Consider the following 20,280-nt stretch of genomic DNA (forward strand, 5'->3'; position numbering starts at 1 on the left):
CAGCTACAAAGCTCGTTATGACGATGAGCCAAAATGGATGAATCCTTTTTTGTTTAATTACGTAAATATGGAAAAGGAGCGTGTTAAACATGGATTTTGTTATGATTGAAAATCAGTTTACAAATATGGTGGAGGATGTCTCAAAGGCTGTTGGACGGACAGTGGATCGTAAAATTGTGTTAGCCATAGCTAGCAAATATGTGGCATCTGGAAAACCTTTTGATTCTGTTAAATATAAAGAAGTATTACAAGAAATGAAAAAGCAAACTTCATGGACATCTCCGTTAAGAACAACGGTAGGTTATAGTATTGCTGCAAATTTATTGGAGCAAGAAGATACAGAACAAGCAGTAAAAAGTTTACTGAATAACGTTAATATAATGAAGGAAGCAAAATTTAGAAGTGGGAACTTTAGTTTTATTGGTGCACAGTTTTTAACTGAAGAGGACAGTGAGAAGCGTGCACATGCACAGGCAGCACGTGCATTATTTGATGCAATCCGTAAACATCATAAGTTTTTAACGTCATACGATGATATTCCTTATGCAGTATTGTTAAGCAGCCCCTCTGATGATGTTGAGCTACGTGCGGAAACAATGAATCGTTATTATAAAGAATTACGTACGTATAATTTTAATGCGGGTAATGAGCTTCAATGGCTATCGCAAGTACTGACTTTCTTATCAGCTCAATATGATAATAAACTAGTGCCAAGTGTTGTGACAATCCGTGACACACTAAAGAATCAGGATGTAAAGGTCAAGACGATGCACTATCCTTTACTTGGCTTTTTAGCAATCCTTGAAGTGAATCAAGCACAGCTTCAACAGATTGTTGATTTATATCATGAGTTAAAGGGTATGAAACTTCTAAAATGGCATCGTGAATTTGTGTTATTTATGGCCATTCAAATTGCTATTTATGATATGGCGCAGGTGCAACAATCCTTATCAATGACGATCATGTCATCTATTGAATTATTGATTCAAGCACAGCAAGCAGCGATGTTCGCGGCAGTGGGTGCAGCAGCTGTAGCATCAAGTTCTTCGTGATAAAATAAAGAAGAACTTGATTTTTGGAGGTGCATTTGAAGGATGAAGGAAACAAAGCTTTGGATGAATGGCCAGTGGCAGAACGCAAAGGAAACATATGAGTTGAGATCGCCCTATAGTGGTGAGGTTATTGCAAAGGTAGCTAAGGCGTCGATTTCTGACGTTGAGCAAGCAATAGAAGGTGCACAGGAGGCATTCCAAACGTTTAAAAAGACAACAGCCTACGAACGTGCCGAAATATTATATAAAGTGGTCGACATCATGCGCCAGCGGAAAGAGGAGTTAGCGGAAATTTTGGCCTTAGAGGCAGGTAAGCCAATATCGGCAGGTTTAACTGAAATAGAACGTACAATAGCAACCTATCAATTTGCAGCGGAGGGTGCTAAGCAAGCAAAGGGTGAAACGGTACCGATGGATGCTGCACCCGGGGCAGGAGATCGTATCGGCTGGACAAAACGAGAACCTCTAGGTGTAATTTCAGCCATTACACCATTTAACTTTCCATTTAATTTAGTGGCACATAAATTAGGTCCTGCTTTTGCAGTTGGAAATACGGTTGTCTTAAAGCCAGCGACGCAAACGCCATTAAGTTCTATCGTGATGGCGGAAATTTTCCAGCAAGCGGGTCTACCTAATGGCGCGCTTCAAATTATTACAGGTAGCGGAGGGGAGCTAAGTGATACACTTGTGACCCACCCACTTGTGAAAAAGGTGACATTCACGGGAAGTGGTAAGGTTGGATTGGGCATTAAAGAAAAAGTAGGCTTGCGTAAAGTTACTTTAGAGCTTGGTTCCAATGCTGCAGTAATTGTCGAGCCATCGACACCAATTGATAAAATTATTTCGCGTTGTGTCGGCGGTGCCTTTAATTTTGCTGGCCAAGTTTGTATCTCTTTACAACGTATTTATGTACACGCATCTATAATTGATGAATTTACAAAGGTGTTTGTAGCTGAGACAGAAAAATTAGTGGTAGGTGATCCGCTAGATACAAATACTGATGTTAGTGCAATGATTAATCCAAAAGAAGTTGAACGTATTCGTCAGTGGATTGAGGAAGCAAAGTCACAAGGTGCGGTAGTTGCAACAGGAGGGACATTCACAGAACGTGCTTTAACGCCAACTGTTATGACGAATGTGACGGCGGATATGAAAATTGTTTGTCAGGAAACATTCGCGCCAATCGTCTCAATTGTTTCATATGAAACATTAGATGACGCTATTCGACTAGTGAATGAGTCGGAACTTGGCCTAAATGCTGGAATTTATACGAATGTGTTACCTGATGCATTACGTGCAGCTGATGAAATACAGGCAGGTGCTGTTATTATTAATGATATTCCGACATTTAGGGTTGATAATATGCCATACGGTGGCGTAAAAATGAGTGGTTACGGACGCGAAGGTATTAAGTGGGCAATTGAGGAAATGACAGATATGAAATTTATAACGATGAAAAAATCTTTCTAATTTGCATCAACTCTTTTTCTACGATACGATGACGAAAGAACATTCATGAAGGGAAGTTGCAAGAACTATGACAAACAACGCAATACCGATGGGCCAGTCACGTACTGTTCAAACGCGTCTCGTATTACCGCCAGATACAAATAATCACAACTCCATTTTCGGTGGAAGAGTGTTAGCTTATATTGATGAAATTGCTGCTATTACGGCAATGAAGCATGCGAAAGGGCATGTAGTTACAGCCTCTATTGATTCGGTTGATTTTTTATCGGCAGCACATGTAGGGGATATTTTAGAAATTGAAAGTATTGTTTCGTCAACTGGACGTTCTTCAATGGAAGTTTACGTTCGGGTTATTTCACGAAACATTGAAACTCGTGAGGAAAAATTAACGACGGAATCTTTTGTAACGATGGTTGCAGTTGATGATGACGGTAAACCTAAGCCAGTTCCTGCAATTTATCCTGAAACAGATGCAGAAAAACGTCTGTTTGAAACCGGCCCTGCAAGACGAGAACATCGTAAACAAAAACGGGAATTACCGCATTAACAGTGAAAAGGGAAATTGACGAATACTGTCAATTTCCCTTTTTCGTGCTTACATTTTTAACTCATTTACCACATTAATAAGTGAATCGGAAGAAGAAGAGACTAGTGTAGCTCCTTGTGACAGTTCAGTAATCAGGTTAGAGATTGCTGAAATATCTCTTGATGTATTTACATACTGCTGTTGAATTCCAGAAACAGCATCGGCGATATCATTAAATGATTTAGATAAACTGTTTTGAGTATCTACGCTATGTTGAATCTTTTGATCAACGTTAATAACTGAATTCGACATTGTTGTAATATTACTTTCTGTTTCTTTAATGAGATGAGAAACATTTTGTACAGCATTTTTTGTTTCTTCTGCAAGCTTCCGGACTTCCTCTGCTACAACAGCAAAACCTTTACCATGCTCACCTGCACGGGCTGCCTCGATAGAAGCGTTCAATGCTAATAAGTTAGTTTGATCGGCAATCCCTGTAACTAGCCCTACAATCTCTGATATTTTTTGAGAAGATGTGCGTAACTGGTTCATCGTAACTTCGAGACTGTTTACACTTTGCAAAATAACCTGTATTAAATCATTTTGATCTTGTAGCTGCTGCTGTCCGCGTCTGGATTTTTCCTGTGTATCAGCAACGAAGGTTAAGCCTTGCTTAGTAGCTACTGCGATATCGTCCGTTTGAGAAGAAATGACTAATAAAGAAGCTGCTGTTTCTTCACTAATCCCATTGAGTTCCTCTGCCGTTTTTTGAATGGTCGTAACAAGTGCATGTTTTGTGTCATCAGCTGCTGCTCGAATGCGTTCCTCTTCTTTTTCATAGGCTTCGATTACAAGCTGCTGCTCGAAGTTAATGATTTTGCAGAAGGCATTGATAGCACGTATGGCATCATTTTTCGATAAATCTAACTCATTTGTAAAGCGTGTAAATGTCGTTGTTAATGACTGGAATGAGGCGATATACCACTTCGATTGTAGACCAATTCGAACATGGACTTCGGCGATTGCCTTCCGTTCATCAATATAAGAGTCATTAATATGACTTTCAAAAATGTCACTCAAGTGCTTATGTAAAGTAACTTTTAAACGATCGATTTGTGACGTTCTGTTTATAATATCTAACAAATCTTGGCTCAAACTAATGGCTGCATAAAATTGATCCACCATTTCAGGAACTAAATCCTTAGCTAAAGGCTGTAGTTGTTTAATGATGGCTAAATCCTCAATTGTTAAATCTAAAAGCTGCAACTGTTTTAGAAGTCTTGGATGATTTGATACATCCAATTGTACATTGTGCTTATAATTTTCAGGTGCTAATGTAATTGAGTAGCTAGAATCGTTCTTTTTTGTAAACCAACTCATTGTCGTTTGCTCCATTCTTTATAAATGCATAGTAAGTATATAAAAAATCGAATTGCGTAGTCTGTTAATTTTTCGAAATATATGGTATTTAGTCTATTCTACTATTTTTTGTAGTAAATTTGGTTAAAATTTTACTTTATTTCTTTATTTTTTTATAGGTATTATAGATGACTGTCGATTAAAAGACATGAAATAGACTATTAAAAAGGTAATAGGTAAATTGAATTTGAAATAGGAAACCTGTAAAATACGAACTGTTTAGGTTGAACGTAACAATAGTTTTGGGGAGGTATTACATGGAAAAGAAACGTTTCAAATTTGTTATTCCGGTTATGGTAATTGTAGCAATTGGATCGGTTTACATGTTACGAAACTACTATGCTGAAGTACCAGACTTAGATCAACTATTAATTACTGTCTGTGCAACATTAGTATCTGGGGTACTCGCTTACTTTTTATTTCCACAGCAAGGCGAAGATAAAATTGATGATCGTGGTCCTTACTGACAGTAAAAAGGCACCTTAGAAAAATCTCTAAGGTGCCTTTAGCTTGTCGACAAAAGAATAGCTGGCTGATTGCTTGGCTTCGATCTGTGATGTTGGTCCCAAAGGAGTTATTAGCAATAAACTATCATTTTAAGATTTAAATAAACCGAACCATCCTTTAAGTTTAAAGACTCCCAACATAAATAAAACGATAAGAATCATAATTCCGAGTACAATAAAGTAGCTAAATTTCCCGTGTAGCTCTGGCATATAGTCAAAATTCATTCCATAAACACCAGCAATAAATGTCAGAGGAATAAAGATTGTTGAAACAATTGTTAGGGTCATCATGATGCCATTCATGCGACTAGAGCTCATCGCCATATAACTATCACGCATATCCGCCGTGAGCTCACGATTGGATTCGATCATTTCGGTGAGTTTAAGTAGATGATCGTAAATATCTCCGAAATAAGCTCGCTCTGATTTCTTTAGTGAAAATCGGTAAGAGTTAAGGATACGATATAATAGATCGCGCATTGGTAAAATGGTGCGTCGTAGATCCAGCAAATCACTACGGAATTCAAACACAACTTTCATAGCATTGGGGTTACTTTGATAAGTAAGCTCATCTTCTAGTGCATTTAAATGATCCTCAATCTTATAGACAAGCGGGAAATAGCTATCAACGATTTTATCGATTACCTGGTATGTTAAATATACTGTGCCGCGTTCCCAATTCTTTGGCTGTTTTTCTAACATCATTTGTACTCGATCTATTTCCGGAGCTCCGTTTTTATGAAATGTGACAATAAATTTATTAGAAACAAAAATGTTTACTTCCTCAGCTGTTAATTCTTCGTTAACTCTTTGGATAACAAAGAAATGAAAATCATCATAAAAATCGAGCTTTGGCCGCTGTAAACGCATTAAACAATCTTCTATAGCGAGTGGATGAAAGTGGAAAAATGTATCTAACAGTAGTTCTTCCTCATCGGTCGGACAATTAAAATCGACCCAGTACCATTCAAATTCGTTTTTGTATATATCTTCAAGCGGAAAATCCTTTATAAGCTTTTGATCTTTTGTAATTCCAATTGTGCGTATCACAGCATTCACCTCAATCCTGTTCATTCTATCCTAACAGGTGTATATATCTTCAAAAGAAACTTTCTTTATAACATATCCAACCACCAAATAAAGTCGTAGCAAAGAACCTAGATGGTTTTGTAAAGCCTGCCTGCTGTAATAGTGATAAAATGTCCTCTTCACGCATAAATGAAAGAGAACGTATGGATTTCTCCATTTCCGCTACGTCTGATGGTGATAGCTTTGTATGTTGTAGCCAATAAGCACGCCATAGATCAAATTGTAGCTCAGTTTCTATGGAACCAGGTTGCCCGTATTTTGAGACGAGGACAAATGGAGCACCGGGCTTTAAATTATTCGCTATTTCTTTTAATGTTGCAAGCTTCTCTTGATCATCTTGTATGAAATGAAGCACTAATAAACAGCTTGCTGCATCAAACTTCTCTGTAGGTAGCTGAGTGTCCAGTATAGTTCCTTGATATAAAGAAATATTATTAGGTAGAGATTTTAAACGTTCACTAGCTATTTGCAGCATCGATTCTGACGGATCTAAGCCAACAAATGACCAATGAGGTCTTTTCTCAGCGAGCTGTAAAATTTCATTGCCGCTTCCGGAGCCAACTACTAAAAATTCAGCTTTTTCATGTAACGCAGATTGGTAAAAGGTTTGTGTCAAACGTAGCATTGCATCATAGCTTGGGAGCGTGCGACGAATACCTTTTTCGTATTCGTTTGCAAGTTTGTTATTAAATTCCATCGGGTATCACATGCCTTTCAAAAAAATTTTTAAAATCCAATTTATATTTGAAACTATTTAAGGGATAGGTCCGTAAATAGTAGTACATAAAATAAAAAATCAAATGGAAGGGTTGATATAAATGGAAACTAAATGGTCTAAGGTAATCATACACGCAAGTGCGTTTTTTGCGCCATGGTTAGTACCAATTATATTTTTCTTAATTGGCTCGGATGAAGAGGTAAAGAGTCTCTCTGTGCAAGCTTTATTGTTCCAAGTTGTGATGATAGTGTTACTTACAATTTCGGGTATTTTCAGCGTCCTACTCATTGGGATACCGTTCTTGATTGTATTTGGTATTATGTATTTTATTGCGCCAATTATTGGTATTGTGAAGGCTTTATCTGATGAGCCTTGGCGTTATCCAATTGTTGGTCGATGGGTATAATTTTTATAGACGCAAGTATATGCTAGTTGCATATGCTTGCGTTTTTTCTATTGCTGAAACGGGTATCTTATAACTAAGGACAGGGCACTTTAATTTTTCTATGTGCGAATTAATTGCAATTATTTTCAAGCGTTTTGTATAATATACTCAAAGAAAGTCAAAGATAGTCAAAGTCAGTGGAGTAAGCGAGGTGTATTCCTAAAATGCGTAATATATCAGACATCATAGAAGGCTACTTAAAGCAAGTACTTGAATTAGGTGGAGAAGGGCATATTGAAATAAAACGTAGTGAAATCGCAGATAAATTTCAATGCGTGCCCTCACAAATAAATTATGTAATCAATACAAGATTTACTGCCGAACGAGGTTACCTTGTTGAAAGCAAACGTGGTGGTGGTGGATACATTCGAATTTTACGTGTCCGCGCGAATTCACAAATTGATTTAATCGATGATGTCCTCAGGCAAATAGAAGGTGGGGCATCGCAAATAATGGCAGAAGATTTAGTGTATCGACTAATTGATGAGCAGGTAATTTCAAAGCGAGAAGCGAAAATAATGTTAGCAGCAGTTGATCGCTCAACTATCGATTTGCAACTCCCGTTACGGGATAACATTCGAGCAAAAATTTTACGAGCGATGCTAACAACGATTAAATATGAACAGCAAAAATAAAAGAGGTGATGGAAATGATATGCGAACATTGCAAGCAGCGTAATGCGACAGTTACCGTAACACAAGTTCAAAGTGGCCAAAAAGTGGAGCATCATTATTGTGACGTCTGCGCCTCGCAGTTCCATCCATTTCATGCTGAATTTAAGCAAGAGCCAGTATCTATTCAACAGCTATTATCTAATTGGTTTGGCTCCCCTACATGGCAGCAACAACAAGTGGGTGAAAAACAGCAGGCACCACCACAACCGCAAACTTGCCCACAATGTGGATTTACCTATAAACAATTTTTAAAAGAAGGTAAATTTGGATGCCCTAGCTGCTATGACACCTTTAGCGAGCATTTGCCGAAGCTCTTTAACCGTATTCAGGCTGGCCCTCAACATATAGGGAAAATGCCCGGTGCTCGAAACAATGTTCATGTCATCAAAAAGCAAATTGAAGATATTCGTAAACGTATGAAAATTGCTGTAGTTGAAGAACAATTTGAAGAGGCAGCAAAGCTTCGTGATGAAGCGAAGGAACTTGAGAAGCAGCTACAATTTGAAGGTGGTGATGTGTCGTGATGATTGAGTCGTTTTTAGAGCGTGCTACACCAATATGGATGAGTGTAGAGGACGATTATTCAGATATTGTCATAAGTACACGCATCCGCCTTGCGCGAAATTTAGATGGTTATCGTTTTCCATTAGCCTTTACAGAGGATGAAGCATTACAGGTGGAACAGGCAGTTACACATGCAATTAAGGATAGTACAGAACTTCGAGAAAATTATTCATATTTTGCTATTAAAGACTTAACGTCTTTACAGCGTCAAATACTTGTGGAAAAGCACTTGATTAGTCCTCAGCTTGCAAAAAAAGAGCGAGTTGGCTCCATGCTCTTATCTGATGACGAATCAACTAGCATTATGGTGAACGAAGAAGACCATTTACGCATTCAATGTATGACAGCGAGTTTTCAACTTCAAAAGGCATACGAGCAAGCTAATAAAATTGATCGTACCCTAGAGAAAGCTTTGCCTTACGCATTTCGAGATACATTTGGTTATTTAACAAGTTGTCCAACAAATATTGGTACTGGTTTACGAGCATCTGTCATGATGCACCTGCCGGCCCTTACACTTACGGGTCAGATGAATCAAATCATTAATGCAATGACACGATTAGGAATGACCGTAAGAGGAATATATGGGGAGGGTAGCGAAAATATAGGGAATGTTTACCAAGTGTCAAATCAGATTACACTAGGAAAAACAGAGGATGATATTTTAGCCGATATCCAAAGTGTCGCTGAAAAAATAATTCAAAAAGAAAGGCATGCAAGAGGTAAGTTAATGGAAAAAGCAGAGCTTGCCTTAGAAGACCGTGTATACCGTGCTTTAGGGACATTAACTCATGCTCGAATTTTAACGAGTGAGGAAGCTGCTACCTGTTTATCTAATGTTCGTTTAGGGGTAGATTTACAGTTAATTGAAGGTATTAAAGCGACTAAATTAAACGAATGTGTAGTTAGTATGCAACCTGGATTTTTACAGAATTACGCAGGTGACGTTTTGCCACCTACTGAGCGAGATCGCGTACGAGCGGAAATGCTTCGTGAGGCACTATCTCGAGAAAATATGAGTAAGCCTATTATTCGGGGAAAAGGAGAGGATTCATTTGATGTTTAATCGTTTTACACAACGCGCGCAAAAAGTATTACAGCTTGCACAAGAAGAGGCAATTCATTGGAAACACGAATCAATTGGAACAGAGCATATTCTATTAGGCCTTATCCGTGAAGGTGGCGGTATTGCTGCAAAAGCATTAGAAGCCATTGATATTAGTCCTCAAATGATTGAAGCAGGTATTGAAGAGCTTGTAGGGAAAGGTAAAGAGGATGTTGGTCCGATTGTCCACTACACACCTCGAGCTAAAAAGGTAATAGAACTATCTGTTGATGAATCACGTAAATTAGGTCATTCCTATATCGGCACAGAGCATTTACTATTAGCGCTTATTCGTGAAGGTGAAGGTATAGCGGCCCGTGTATTAAATAATGCTGGTGTCGGATTGAATAAGGCTCGTCAGCAAGTGCTATTGTTATTAGGCAATAACGATAATGCTCAATCTGGTCAACAAGCTGCACAGGCTGCCAATACGCCAACATTAGATAGCCTTGCGCGTGATTTAACGCAAATTGCTCGTGAAGGCACTTTAGATCCAGTCATTGGTCGAAGCAAAGAAATTACACGTGTTATTGAGGTTCTGTCACGTCGTACAAAAAATAACCCTGTATTAATTGGGGAGCCAGGTGTTGGTAAAACAGCTATTGCTGAAGGCTTAGCACAGCAAATCATTAATAATGAAGTGCCAGAAATTCTCCGTGATAAACGTGTTATGACACTTGATATGGGGACAGTTGTTGCTGGAACAAAATATCGTGGTGAATTCGAGGATCGCTTGAAAAAAGTAATGGATGAAATTCGCCAAGCAGGAAATGTTATTTTATTCATCGATGAATTGCATACATTAATCGGTGCAGGTGGTGCGGAAGGTGCCATTGATGCGTCGAATATTTTAAAACCATCTTTAGCCCGTGGCGAGCTTCAATGTATTGGTGCAACAACTTTAGATGAGTATCGCAAATATATTGAGAAGGATGCGGCATTAGAGCGCCGTTTCCAACCAATTCAAGTTGATGAGCCAACTGTAGAAGAAGCGATTCAAATTATTCAAGGTTTACGTGATCGTTATGAAGCACATCACCGTGTGAAAATCACAGATGAAGCAATTGAAGCGGCAGCAAAAATGAGTGATCGATATATTTCTGATCGTTTCTTACCAGATAAGGCGATTGACTTAATCGATGAAGCGGGTTCTAAAGTACGCTTACGTTCATTCGCAGTGCCACCAAACTTAAAGGCACTTGAAGATAAGCTTGAAAATGTGCGCTCTGAAAAGAATGCTGCTGTCTCAGGTCAAGAATTTGAAAAAGCAGCGTCATTAAGAGATACAGAGCAAAAGCTAAAAGATGAAATTGAAACTACGAGAAAAAATTGGAAGGAAGAACAGGGTAAAGCCGAGTCAAAAGTTACAGTAGATGATGTAGCAGCGGTAGTATCTATGTGGACTGGAATTCCAGTTTCAAAAATTGCTTCAGAAGAATCTTCTAAGTTATTACAACTTGAAGAAGAGTTACACAAACGAGTTGTAGGTCAAGGAGAAGCGGTAGAGGCAATTTCTCGCGCAATACGTCGTGCAAGAGCTGGTTTGAAAGATCCGAAACGACCAATTGGCTCATTTATTTTCTTAGGCCCTACAGGGGTTGGTAAAACAGAGCTTGCTAGAGCACTAGCTGAGGTTATGTTTGGTGATGAGGACGCAATGATTCGCGTTGATATGTCTGAGTACATGGAAAAACATTCGACTTCACGTTTAGTTGGTTCACCTCCAGGCTATGTAGGCTTTGATGATGGCGGTCAACTAACAGAAAAGGTTCGTCGTAAACCGTATTCAGTAGTATTACTAGATGAAATTGAGAAGGCTCATCCAGATGTTTTCAATATCTTACTTCAAGTACTTGAAGATGGCCGTTTAACAGATTCTAAAGGTCGAGTAGTAGATTTCCGCAATACAGTTGTTATTATGACATCAAACGTTGGTGCAGATGCTTTAAAATATCGTAAAAACCTTGGTTTCAATGTAGGTAGTACTGATACGAAGTATAAAGATATGAAGGGTACAATGCTTGAGGAATTGAAAAAAGCATTCCGTCCAGAGTTCTTAAACCGTATCGACGAAATGATTGTCTTCCACTCACTAGAAAAAGAACATTTAAAAGAAATCGTAGCAATGATGGCGAATGCTTTAACAAAACGTCTGAAAGAGCAAGACATTTCGTTAGAGTTAACGGATTCGGCACTCGAGAAAATTGCTGAGGAAGGCTACGATCCTCAATACGGTGCTCGTCCACTACGTCGTTCATTGCAAAAACAAGTAGAAGACCGATTATCGGAAGAACTGCTGAAAGGCAATGTAGAGAAGGGCAACCAAGTTATCATTGATTACGTAAATGATGAGTTTGTTGTGAAGAAAAAAGAGGAAGTTTCTACTTCTAAATAATCTTCATCTGTGGGGGGCTTCTCCATCTCCCCTCTGCCCATTAAATGTTTATTTAAAAAGGACAGCGAGGCTTTAAGTGCCAAGCTGTCTTTTTTTATGTACAATAATAAATATAAGAACAAATATTCGAGGTGGATGCAATTTGGCAAAGAAAAAAACAAAATTTGTATGCTCAAGCTGTGGCTATGAATCTGCAAAATGGATGGGAAGATGTCCAGGGTGTGGGGAATGGAATAAGATGGTTGAAGAGGTGGAGGTCGTCGCGAAAGGGCCACGTGGGGCATTCCAACATTCTGCTACGGTTACCCAAAAGGCTCTCCCTATTATGCAGATTGAAGCTGCTGAGGAATCACGAGTTGCAACAGAAATGGGTGAGCTTAACCGAGTGTTAGGTGGAGGCATCGTGCCGGGTTCTCTTGTGTTAATTGGGGGAGATCCTGGGATTGGGAAGTCGACGTTGTTATTACAAGTATCTGCATTGCTATCGAATAAAGGGCATCGTGTGCTCTATATTTCTGGTGAGGAATCCATCCGTCAAACAAAGCTACGTGCAGAACGTTTAGGAGTGGTATCACAAGAGCTGTATATCTATTCTGAGACGAATTTAGAGTTTTTAAATCAGACCATTGACGATGTGCAGCCAAAGTTTGTTATTGTCGATTCTATTCAAACTGTTTTTCATCCGGAAGTAACGAGTGCACCTGGTAGTGTATCACAAGTGCGTGAATGTACAGCAGAACTTATGCGGATTGCAAAAACGAAGGGAATTGCAATTTTCTTAGTTGGACATGTAACAAAAGAGGGACAAATTGCAGGGCCACGTATTTTGGAGCATATGGTTGATACAGTATTGTATTTTGAAGGAGAACGCCATCATAATCACCGTATTTTACGCAGTCAAAAAAACCGTTTTGGCTCTACGAATGAAATTGCTATCTTTGAAATGCTCCAGGGGGGCTTAAAGGAAGTGTTAAACCCGTCTGAGTTGTTCTTACAGGAGCGTTCACAGGGAGCGGCAGGGTCAACAATCGTAGCCTCAATGGAAGGTACACGGCCAATTCTAGTTGAAATTCAGTCACTTGTAACACCAACAAGCTTTAATTATCCGAAACGAATGGCAACAGGTGTCGATCAAAACCGTGTACAACTGCTTATGGCCGTTCTTGAAAAGAGAATGGGCCTCATGCTACAGGCTCAGGATGCATATATTAAAGTTGCTGGCGGCGTGAAGCTTGATGAACCTGCAATTGATTTAGCGGTGTTAACAAGCATCGTTTCAAGTTTTAAGGATCAAGCTGTCAGAGCAACGGACTGCTTGATTGGGGAAGTAGGTTTGACAGGCGAGGTGCGTCGTGTATCTCGTATTGAACAACGTGTGATTGAGGCAGCAAAGCTCGGATTTAAACGGGTCTTCATACCGGCTTCGAATATCGGTGGATGGGATTTCCCGCAAGGTATTGAGATAGTTGGTGTGGAAACGATAAAGGATGCATTGACTGCTTGCTTTAGAGAGCTATAAAGAAGCTTGTGCATGTTGGACAATGTTCTGACATGCACTTTTAATTTATTTCAGCGGGTGTACAAACACCCGCTGAAATAAATTAAAGCCTAAGGCGGATGTCACGGAAATCGGCAAGGAGTTCTTTGTGCATGCACAAAGCCGATTCCGGACGCAATTATGCCGAGGCATAATTGATTTGCAAACTTTTGTAATTCAGAGATAGAAGGTAGGAAACTCTAAGAGGGGAAACGGCGTCTAAGATAACGTCTGTGAAAAGGCTCCTTTAATGCCCAGCAGATGCTTAAGCGTTTCTAATTTGAGTGTGAAGGATTTCGGTAATTGGTTTCCTCTTTCATTAGAATCGAAATGATTGTTCAAAAGAAGAGATATAATGATGCTTTGGTGGGTTCATAAAAGATTTTCTACAGTAAACTATGTATAATTATATATTAAAAATGGGAGGTGACAGTTTATGAAAAAATTTGTTCAAATTGCTTTTTTACTGATTGGAGGAGCATTAGGCCTTGTTTTCTTACCGCCATTATACGAATTGCTTCATTTATCATCTAATCCTTGGCTTGATAATCCCTACGTATCAGTAGCTTTAGGAGCGCTTTTACTGTTTACACTATCGTTTGCCTTTTCGGATTATTTCGTAAGGCTTATTAGTTGGATGGAAGAGGTGCTATTTAAAGTACCTGTTGGAGATTTATTATTTGGTACACTGGGACTTATTATCGGGCTAATCGTTGCTTATTTTTTAGGCTTTGCAATTGATAGTATGGATTTACCGAAATTTACAAAGGTTTTACCAGTTATACTGTCATTTGTGCTTGGCTATTTAGGGTTCCGTGTAGGCTTTAAAAAGCGAGATGAATTAATCCAGCTATTTACGTTACGTGGTAATAATACGAAGAAAAAATTAGCGGAAGGTGTAGAGTCTCAAGAAGTACGAGGCAGCTATAAACTGTTAGATACTAGTGTTATTATTGATGGTCGTATTGCAGATATTTCTGAAACAGGCTTTATAGAAGGTACTCTAGTTGTACCTCAATTTGTCCTTACTGAGCTTCAGCATATTGCTGATTCTTCGGATACATTAAAGCGTACAAGAGGTCGTCGCGGCTTAGATATTTTGAAGAAATTACAAGATGAACGTATGACGAAGGTACAGATTTCGGAAGAGGACTTTGAGGATGTGCAAGAGGTTGACTTAAAACTAGTACGCCTTGCAAAGAAAATGGGGCACGATACACAAATTGTGACGAACGACTTTAACCTGAACAAAGTTTGTGAGCTCCACCACGTTAAAGTGCTGAACATCAATGATTTAGCCAATGCAGTAAAGCCTGTCGTAATTCCAGGTGAGGATATGCAAGTGATGGTCATTAAAGATGGCAAAGAGCATAATCAAGGGGTTGCCTATTTAGATGACGGCACAATGATCGTTGTTGAAGGTGGACGTAGCTATATAGGACAGGCAATTACAGTAACCGTAACAAGTGTTCTTCAAACATCAGCAGGTCGTATGATTTTTGCTAAACCAAAGGATGACTAGGAAGTGGGAAATGTGCAATATGAAGTAGTGTTGCCTGCTGCGGGAAGCGGAAAGCGAATGGGTGCAGGGCAAAATAAGTTGTTTTTAAATCTTTTAGAAAAACCGATCCTCATACACACGCTGGAGGTATTTGAACAGGATAGCCAGTGTACAGGTATTTGGCTTGCAGTGAAGCCTGAAGAGCGTGTATTTATTCAAGAAATGCTAGAGAGGTATGGAATTACTAAAGTTAAAGGTTTACCTGATGGTGGTGCAGAGCGACAGCATTCCGTCCATTCGTGCATGAAAGAAATGAAGCAGGTTGATATTGTGCTTGTGCATGATGCTGCGCGTCCATTTATTACGCATGATATTATTGCGAATCTTGTACAAAGTGCGCATGGATTTGGCGCTGCGATTGCGGGAGTTCGTGCGAAGGATACAATGAAAAAAGTACGCAATGGTATTATTGAAGAGACAATTGATCGAGAAAGCTTATGGATGATTCAAACGCCACAAGCATTTCAATTTGATTTGATTGTCGAGGCGGAGGATGTCGCTGAGAAGGTAGGCTTCCTTGGAACCGATGAAGCAATGCTTGTTGAACGTCTCGGCCATGAGGTGCATATTGTAGAAAGCAGCTACGAGAACGTAAAGATGACAACGCAAGAGGATCTAGTTTTCGGTGAAGCGATATTGCGTAAACGTGCTTTGTATGAGAATAGTTGAGTGAGATATATTAGGTAAATTAAAATGGTAGCGGCTAGAGCAGCTATACAAAATCCCGTAAAGAAGTAGCACTATAACTTCTTATGGGATTTTATTTTAACTTCTTTCAGCTATGTTCTTAAATGCTTCAATTCCTCAAAATGTAAAGCTGTTAAGAAACTCTTTTTGCAGAGAAAATCCACTATTTCATAATACTCTTTAATTCCTCTATAAAAGCAGGGCGCTTTGGGTAAGTTTGCAGTAAATCAGTAATCAACCGTTCAGCTTCTACGGTATAGCCAGCCTTACGCATAATATTGATAGAACGACAGACATCTTTATAATTTTTTCGATTAGCGGAAGATTGAGCATCGATAGTGACGGCGTCAATAAAGAGTGCACAAACTTCTTCATAGTACTGCTCTTTAATGAATTGATAATAGTCCTCTATTCGTGTTGGGTATTCTTTGCAATAGTCTAGAATACGTTTAGATTGCTGTTCCTCTACAATAAGTCTTGCATATAATTGTGAATTGGTAAGGCTGTTTAATAATTCTTCCAGAACCTCCGGCCATTGTTCAGTAGAGTGAAGAGCTTTGAACTCCTTGTAAAAATCATAATCACCCTGTTGTAATAGCGTTAAAGCTAATTCGCGCATCTCTTCTGTATGCCCTAAATGCTGATGAGCTAGAAAGGCATAGCGTTGCCACATGCTCACAATTCCTGGGAGTTGTTGATCTTGCTGGATCCCATCTGCTGTTAATTGTAATATTTTTTCATATTCACCGCGGTTAATGGCAGATTGAATAATTTGTTCACGCATATGGTAGTCCTCAATATGCTTCTCCAAAAATGCCTCTACTTCCTTACTGCTGTATTTATCCTTTAGTAAATGAAGTTCAATCTGTTTTAACTCTTTATTTATATATTGTGCATTCCAATCATCTGATGTACTTTCCATTGAATGAATAAGGGTTTTAAACTGCTCCTCAATCGCATCATCCACACAAAGAGGAACACAGGCATGGAGTAAATGAATTCGACAGTCTACCCAGCCATCTAACTCGTGTTGCATTGCTTTTTGAATAACAAGTTCATAGACTGTTTCATACTGCTCTTTTGACCAAAGACTAGCTCCTTCTTCAATCGCTTGACTAATTAATTCAAGACTTTCATTTATGGCATCACCGAAATGACCATCGGAATCATCACCATATTGTAGTGCCTCTAATGTGTATTGAAGGCACAGAAAACTAAGCTCAATAGCTGTAATATAATTCTCTTCGTCAATATGCTCCTTAGCGTGTTGAAGTGTTGAGTAGACACCTTTTAGTGCTTTCGATGCCCGATGACGTGGGATAAAACCGCTACGCCCCTCCTGCCCGCTTTTTAGATGCTGGACAATCATTTTTTTAGCGGCCTTTACTATATCTGTTGGCTCTATTAGTCGCATTTCTAATTCTTGCAAAAAATTAGGGGAGTTCTCCCCAACTGTTAGAATTAGGCTTATTAAATTTTCTTTTGTTTGTGTTGTTAGCAATTGCTGTAATGTTGATTTTTTGACTTTAGATGATCTAGATACTGGTACAGGAGGATTGTTAAGTTGTTCCTTAATCGCGTATAGCACAGCGGCAATATGCTTGCAATCATCATCGTAAGGGCAGTCACAATTCGCATATGTAATATCGCCATTTGATGTGATGACGACGTCTACAGTATACGGTTCAGTTCCTTCAACCTCTGCCTGCCAATTGCTATTGTCAATTTGCATAATATCAATGACATGATTTTTTACATAATAATCGTGTCCACGCTGTATAATTACTTTTTTAAATTGCTTTTCAAAAGTATTGATGTTCATGTCAGTCCCGCCTTATCGTATTCGTATTAGATTAATGCAAGCATAACAAAAAATACGAGGGAAATGAGAGCCCAATAGTATATAACTTAGTCGAGACACTCATTTCCTAGGAAATATGTTAAAATGTGAGGGTATAATATAGAGTAAATATAAAAGTGAAAGAAGGTGAATGAGACTGCCTTATGAGCTGAATAGACGCTTTTTAAGTCTGCATATTTTTTGAAGTAAATAGGCTTCATGTGGTGGATTTTATTTATCTTATTAGACAGTCTCAAAATCATATGTTTCGAGTGGGACAAGGATTTGACGTGCATGCATTTGAAGAAGGGCGTCCATTAATTATTGGTGGTATAACAATTCCTCATGAAAAAGGGTTAGTAGGGCATTCGGATGCAGATGTTTTATTACACACTGTAACAGATGCAGCGTTAGGGGCTATTGGTGAGGGAGATATCGGTCGTCATTTCCCAGACACAGATCCCGCGTTCAAAGATGCTGATTCAGCAAAATTATTAGAGCATATTTGGAAGATTGTTGAGGACAAGGGTTATGTTTTAGGCAATGTGGATTGTACGATTATGGCACAACGTCCGAAAATGGCACCATATATTGAACAAATGCAAAATCGTATTGCTGAATTACTTCATGCAGAGCCTTCTCAAGTGAATGTTAAAGCAACAACAACTGAACGTTTAGGTTTTACAGGTCGCGAGGAAGGGATTGCGGCTATGGCGACAATCCTATTGATTAAGAAGTAAAAGCAGGCTCTCAGCGCTTTTATTTCCTGTAACAGAGTGGTAAAATGAACAAAGTCAATTTTTTGAACGAAAATTTAGGAGGCTTTTAATTATGGCGAAAGAAGTTCGTGTTCGTTACGCGCCATCCCCTACTGGTTTCTTACATATCGGTGGAGCGCGTACAGCGTTATTTAACTATTTATATGCAAAACATCATGACGGTAAATTCATCGTACGTATTGAGGATACAGATATTGAGCGTAATGTAGAGGGCGGAGAAGCATCTCAGCTAGATAATTTAAAATGGTTAGGTATTGAGTATGATGAGTCGATCGATATTGGTGGACCATATGCACCTTATCGCCAAATGGAGCGTCTTGATATTTATAAAGAGCACGCTGAAAAGCTACTAGAACAAGGTTTAGCTTACAAATGCTTCTGTTCTTCTGAGAAATTAGAAGCGTCTCGTGAAGAACAAAAAGCACGAGGTGTTGCAGCTCCAACTTATGATGGCACTTGTCGTCATTTATCAGCAGAGGAAGTTGCGGCTAAAGAAGCTGCTGGTGAACAATATACAATTCGTATGCGCGTACCTGAAAATGTAACATATGAATTTGAAGATTTAGTACGTGGACAAGTAGCATTTGAGTCAAAAGATATTGGTGATTGGGTTCTTGTTAAAGCAAACGGTATCCCAACGTATAACTACGCGGTAGTGCTAGATGATCACTTTATGGAAATTTCACATGTATTCCGTGGTGAAGAGCATTTATCGAATACACCAAAACAAATGATGATTTTTGATGCATTTGGCTGGGAATATCCACGCTTTGGTCATATGACATTAATCATTAATGAAAACCGCAAAAAATTATCAAAACGTGACGAATCAATTATTCAATTCGTTACGCAATATAAAGATTTAGGCTACCTACCTGAAGCGATGTTTAACTTCTTCGCATTACTTGGTTGGTCTCCTGAAGGGGAAGAAGAAATTTTCTCAAAAGAAGAATTTATTAAACTTTTTGATGAAAAACGTCTTTCAAAATCACCATCTATGTTTGATAAACAAAAGCTTACTTGGATGAATAACCAATACATTAAAAAACTATCTTTAGAAGAAGTGGTAGCATTATCTTTACCGCACTTACAAAAAGCTGGTTTATTACCAGAAGAGTTAACAGAAGAAGAACGTGCATGGGCTACAGATTTAATCGCACTTTATCATGAACAAATGAGCTTTGGTGCTGAAATTGTAGAACTATCTCGCCTATTCTTTAACGATCATATTGAATATGATGAAGAAGCAAAAGCAGTTTTAGCAGGGGAGCAAGTACCTGAGGTAATGGCTGCATTTAAAGCACAGCTTGAAGGTTTAGAGGAATTTACACCTGATACTGTCAAAGCGGCTATTAAAGCTGTTCAAAAAGAAACAGGTCACAAAGGTAAAAATCTATTTATGCCAATCCGCGTCGTAACGACAGGTGAAACGCATGGTCCAGAACTTCCTAACGCGATTTGCTTAATTGGTAAACAGAAAACAATTGACCGTGTAGAAAAATTTGCACAATAAGTAGAAATTGATTGACAATTTATTAGTTCGTTGTAAAATGTATTTACATTGAGAAAGCGTTGATAAGGAGAAGTAAGTGGCGCATGCTCCAAAGAGAGGACCATCACCGGCTGAAAGTGGTCTGAGCCTAGGCAAAACTGAAATGCACCTTTGAGTATAAAGCTGAACAACTAGTAGGCTTTATCGATTCGTTCCCGTTACAGAACGTCCAGAGTGGAAGGCTTTCGCCTTCAATCAGAGTGGAACCGCGCAAATTTAGCGTCTCTGTCATCCCTTTTTGGGATGATAGGGGCGCTTTTTTATTTTCTGGACAGTGAATTGAAGCGATGGATGCGCCGGATTCTACTCCATTAACTCTGTGATGAAATCAACGTCATCTATAGTATTTCAATGGCCAGGG

General features: G+C 38.9%; 18 protein-coding genes and 1 other annotated feature. Of the genes, 14 read left to right on the forward strand and 4 right to left on the reverse strand.

The features are described from left to right. The first annotated feature begins 89 nt into the window (after positions 1–89). The 3 genes from ACMZ42_RS15255 to ACMZ42_RS15265 all read left to right on the forward strand — a co-directional run bounded on the left by ACMZ42_RS15255 (position 90) and on the right by ACMZ42_RS15265 (position 3,069). The gene (locus ACMZ42_RS15255; protein ID WP_415731953.1) at positions 90–1,052 is read left to right on the forward strand and encodes a DUF4003 family protein; all 963 of its coding nucleotides are present in this window, start codon (positions 90–92) and stop codon (positions 1,050–1,052) included. 42 nt (positions 1,053–1,094) lie between these two features. Beyond that, on the forward strand, positions 1,095–2,522 hold the full coding sequence (locus ACMZ42_RS15260) for an aldehyde dehydrogenase family protein (protein ID WP_415731954.1): 1,428 nt from the start codon (positions 1,095–1,097) through the stop codon (positions 2,520–2,522). 67 nt (positions 2,523–2,589) lie between these two features. Then, positions 2,590–3,069, forward strand: a complete 480-nt coding sequence (locus ACMZ42_RS15265; RefSeq protein WP_053482846.1) for an acyl-CoA thioesterase — start codon at positions 2,590–2,592, stop codon at positions 3,067–3,069. Positions 3,070–3,117: 48 nt separating this feature from the next. Here the strand turns inward: ACMZ42_RS15265 and ACMZ42_RS15270 are convergent, their stop codons facing one another. Next, positions 3,118–4,428, reverse strand: a complete 1,311-nt coding sequence (locus ACMZ42_RS15270; RefSeq protein ID WP_415731955.1) for a protoglobin domain-containing protein — start codon at positions 4,426–4,428, stop codon at positions 3,118–3,120. Positions 4,429–4,724: 296 nt separating this feature from the next. Between ACMZ42_RS15270 and ACMZ42_RS15275 the strand changes: the two genes are divergently transcribed. Continuing rightward, positions 4,725–4,934, forward strand: coding sequence for a hypothetical protein (locus tag ACMZ42_RS15275; protein WP_370077775.1), 210 nt, complete (start codon positions 4,725–4,727; stop codon positions 4,932–4,934). A gap of 129 nt (positions 4,935–5,063) precedes the next feature. On the opposite strand, the gene corA is transcribed toward ACMZ42_RS15275, so the two are convergent. Both corA and ACMZ42_RS15285 read right to left on the reverse strand, forming a co-directional pair. Continuing rightward, the gene (gene corA, locus ACMZ42_RS15280; protein WP_370077773.1) at positions 5,064–6,023 is read right to left on the reverse strand and encodes a magnesium/cobalt transporter CorA; all 960 of its coding nucleotides are present in this window, start codon (positions 6,021–6,023) and stop codon (positions 5,064–5,066) included. 49 nt (positions 6,024–6,072) lie between these two features. Beyond that, positions 6,073–6,759, reverse strand: a complete 687-nt coding sequence (locus ACMZ42_RS15285; protein ID WP_370077771.1) for a class I SAM-dependent methyltransferase — start codon at positions 6,757–6,759, stop codon at positions 6,073–6,075. A 121-nt stretch (positions 6,760–6,880) separates the two neighbouring features. Between ACMZ42_RS15285 and ACMZ42_RS15290 the strand changes: the two genes are divergently transcribed. The 8 genes from ACMZ42_RS15290 to ispD all read left to right on the forward strand — a co-directional run bounded on the left by ACMZ42_RS15290 (position 6,881) and on the right by ispD (position 15,730). Then, positions 6,881–7,186, forward strand: coding sequence for a DUF4870 domain-containing protein (locus ACMZ42_RS15290; protein ID WP_370077769.1), 306 nt, complete (start codon positions 6,881–6,883; stop codon positions 7,184–7,186). Positions 7,187–7,389: 203 nt separating this feature from the next. Further along, positions 7,390–7,860, forward strand: coding sequence for a CtsR family transcriptional regulator (locus ACMZ42_RS15295; RefSeq protein WP_049662772.1), 471 nt, complete (start codon positions 7,390–7,392; stop codon positions 7,858–7,860). Between the two features lie 14 nt (positions 7,861–7,874). Continuing rightward, positions 7,875–8,423 (forward strand): UvrB/UvrC motif-containing protein, encoded by a 549-nt coding sequence (locus ACMZ42_RS15300; RefSeq protein WP_415731956.1) that lies wholly within the window; start codon positions 7,875–7,877, stop codon positions 8,421–8,423. After that, complete coding sequence (locus ACMZ42_RS15305) at positions 8,420–9,529, forward strand: protein arginine kinase (protein ID WP_403005824.1); 1,110 nt, start codon at positions 8,420–8,422, stop codon at positions 9,527–9,529. The genes ACMZ42_RS15300 and ACMZ42_RS15305 overlap by 4 nt, the downstream gene beginning before the upstream one ends. After that, positions 9,519–11,963, forward strand: a complete 2,445-nt coding sequence (locus ACMZ42_RS15310; protein ID WP_370077763.1) for an ATP-dependent Clp protease ATP-binding subunit — start codon at positions 9,519–9,521, stop codon at positions 11,961–11,963. The genes ACMZ42_RS15305 and ACMZ42_RS15310 overlap by 11 nt, the downstream gene beginning before the upstream one ends. A gap of 142 nt (positions 11,964–12,105) precedes the next feature. Then, positions 12,106–13,482, forward strand: a complete 1,377-nt coding sequence (gene radA, locus ACMZ42_RS15315) for a DNA repair protein RadA (RefSeq protein WP_415731957.1) — start codon at positions 12,106–12,108, stop codon at positions 13,480–13,482. A 454-nt stretch (positions 13,483–13,936) separates the two neighbouring features. Then, positions 13,937–15,022: a PIN/TRAM domain-containing protein gene (locus tag ACMZ42_RS15320; RefSeq protein WP_415731958.1), complete on the forward strand. Its 1,086-nt coding sequence runs from the start codon at positions 13,937–13,939 to the stop codon at positions 15,020–15,022. A gap of 12 nt (positions 15,023–15,034) precedes the next feature. Next, the gene (gene ispD / locus ACMZ42_RS15325; protein ID WP_370077969.1) at positions 15,035–15,730 is read left to right on the forward strand and encodes a 2-C-methyl-D-erythritol 4-phosphate cytidylyltransferase; all 696 of its coding nucleotides are present in this window, start codon (positions 15,035–15,037) and stop codon (positions 15,728–15,730) included. Positions 15,731–15,911: 181 nt separating this feature from the next. Here the strand turns inward: ispD and ACMZ42_RS15330 are convergent, their stop codons facing one another. Next, positions 15,912–17,570, reverse strand: coding sequence for an SWIM zinc finger family protein (locus ACMZ42_RS15330; RefSeq protein ID WP_415731959.1), 1,659 nt, complete (start codon positions 17,568–17,570; stop codon positions 15,912–15,914). A 281-nt stretch (positions 17,571–17,851) separates the two neighbouring features. On the opposite strand from ACMZ42_RS15330, the gene ispF reads away from it, so the two are divergent. Both ispF and gltX read left to right on the forward strand, forming a co-directional pair. Further along, positions 17,852–18,328: a 2-C-methyl-D-erythritol 2,4-cyclodiphosphate synthase gene (gene ispF / locus ACMZ42_RS15335; protein ID WP_370044013.1), complete on the forward strand. Its 477-nt coding sequence runs from the start codon at positions 17,852–17,854 to the stop codon at positions 18,326–18,328. 91 nt (positions 18,329–18,419) lie between these two features. Then, a complete protein-coding gene (gene gltX / locus ACMZ42_RS15340) occupies positions 18,420–19,880 on the forward strand; it encodes a glutamate--tRNA ligase (RefSeq protein ID WP_370077755.1) in 1,461 nt (486 codons plus the stop codon). A 50-nt stretch (positions 19,881–19,930) separates the two neighbouring features. Further along, positions 19,931–20,149, forward strand: a binding site (T-box leader). Positions 20,150–20,280: the final 131 nt, after the last annotated feature.

The sequence above is a fragment of the Lysinibacillus sp. NPDC056185 genome (genome assembly GCF_047737915.1).
GTDB lineage: Bacteria > Bacillota > Bacilli > Bacillales_A > Planococcaceae > Lysinibacillus.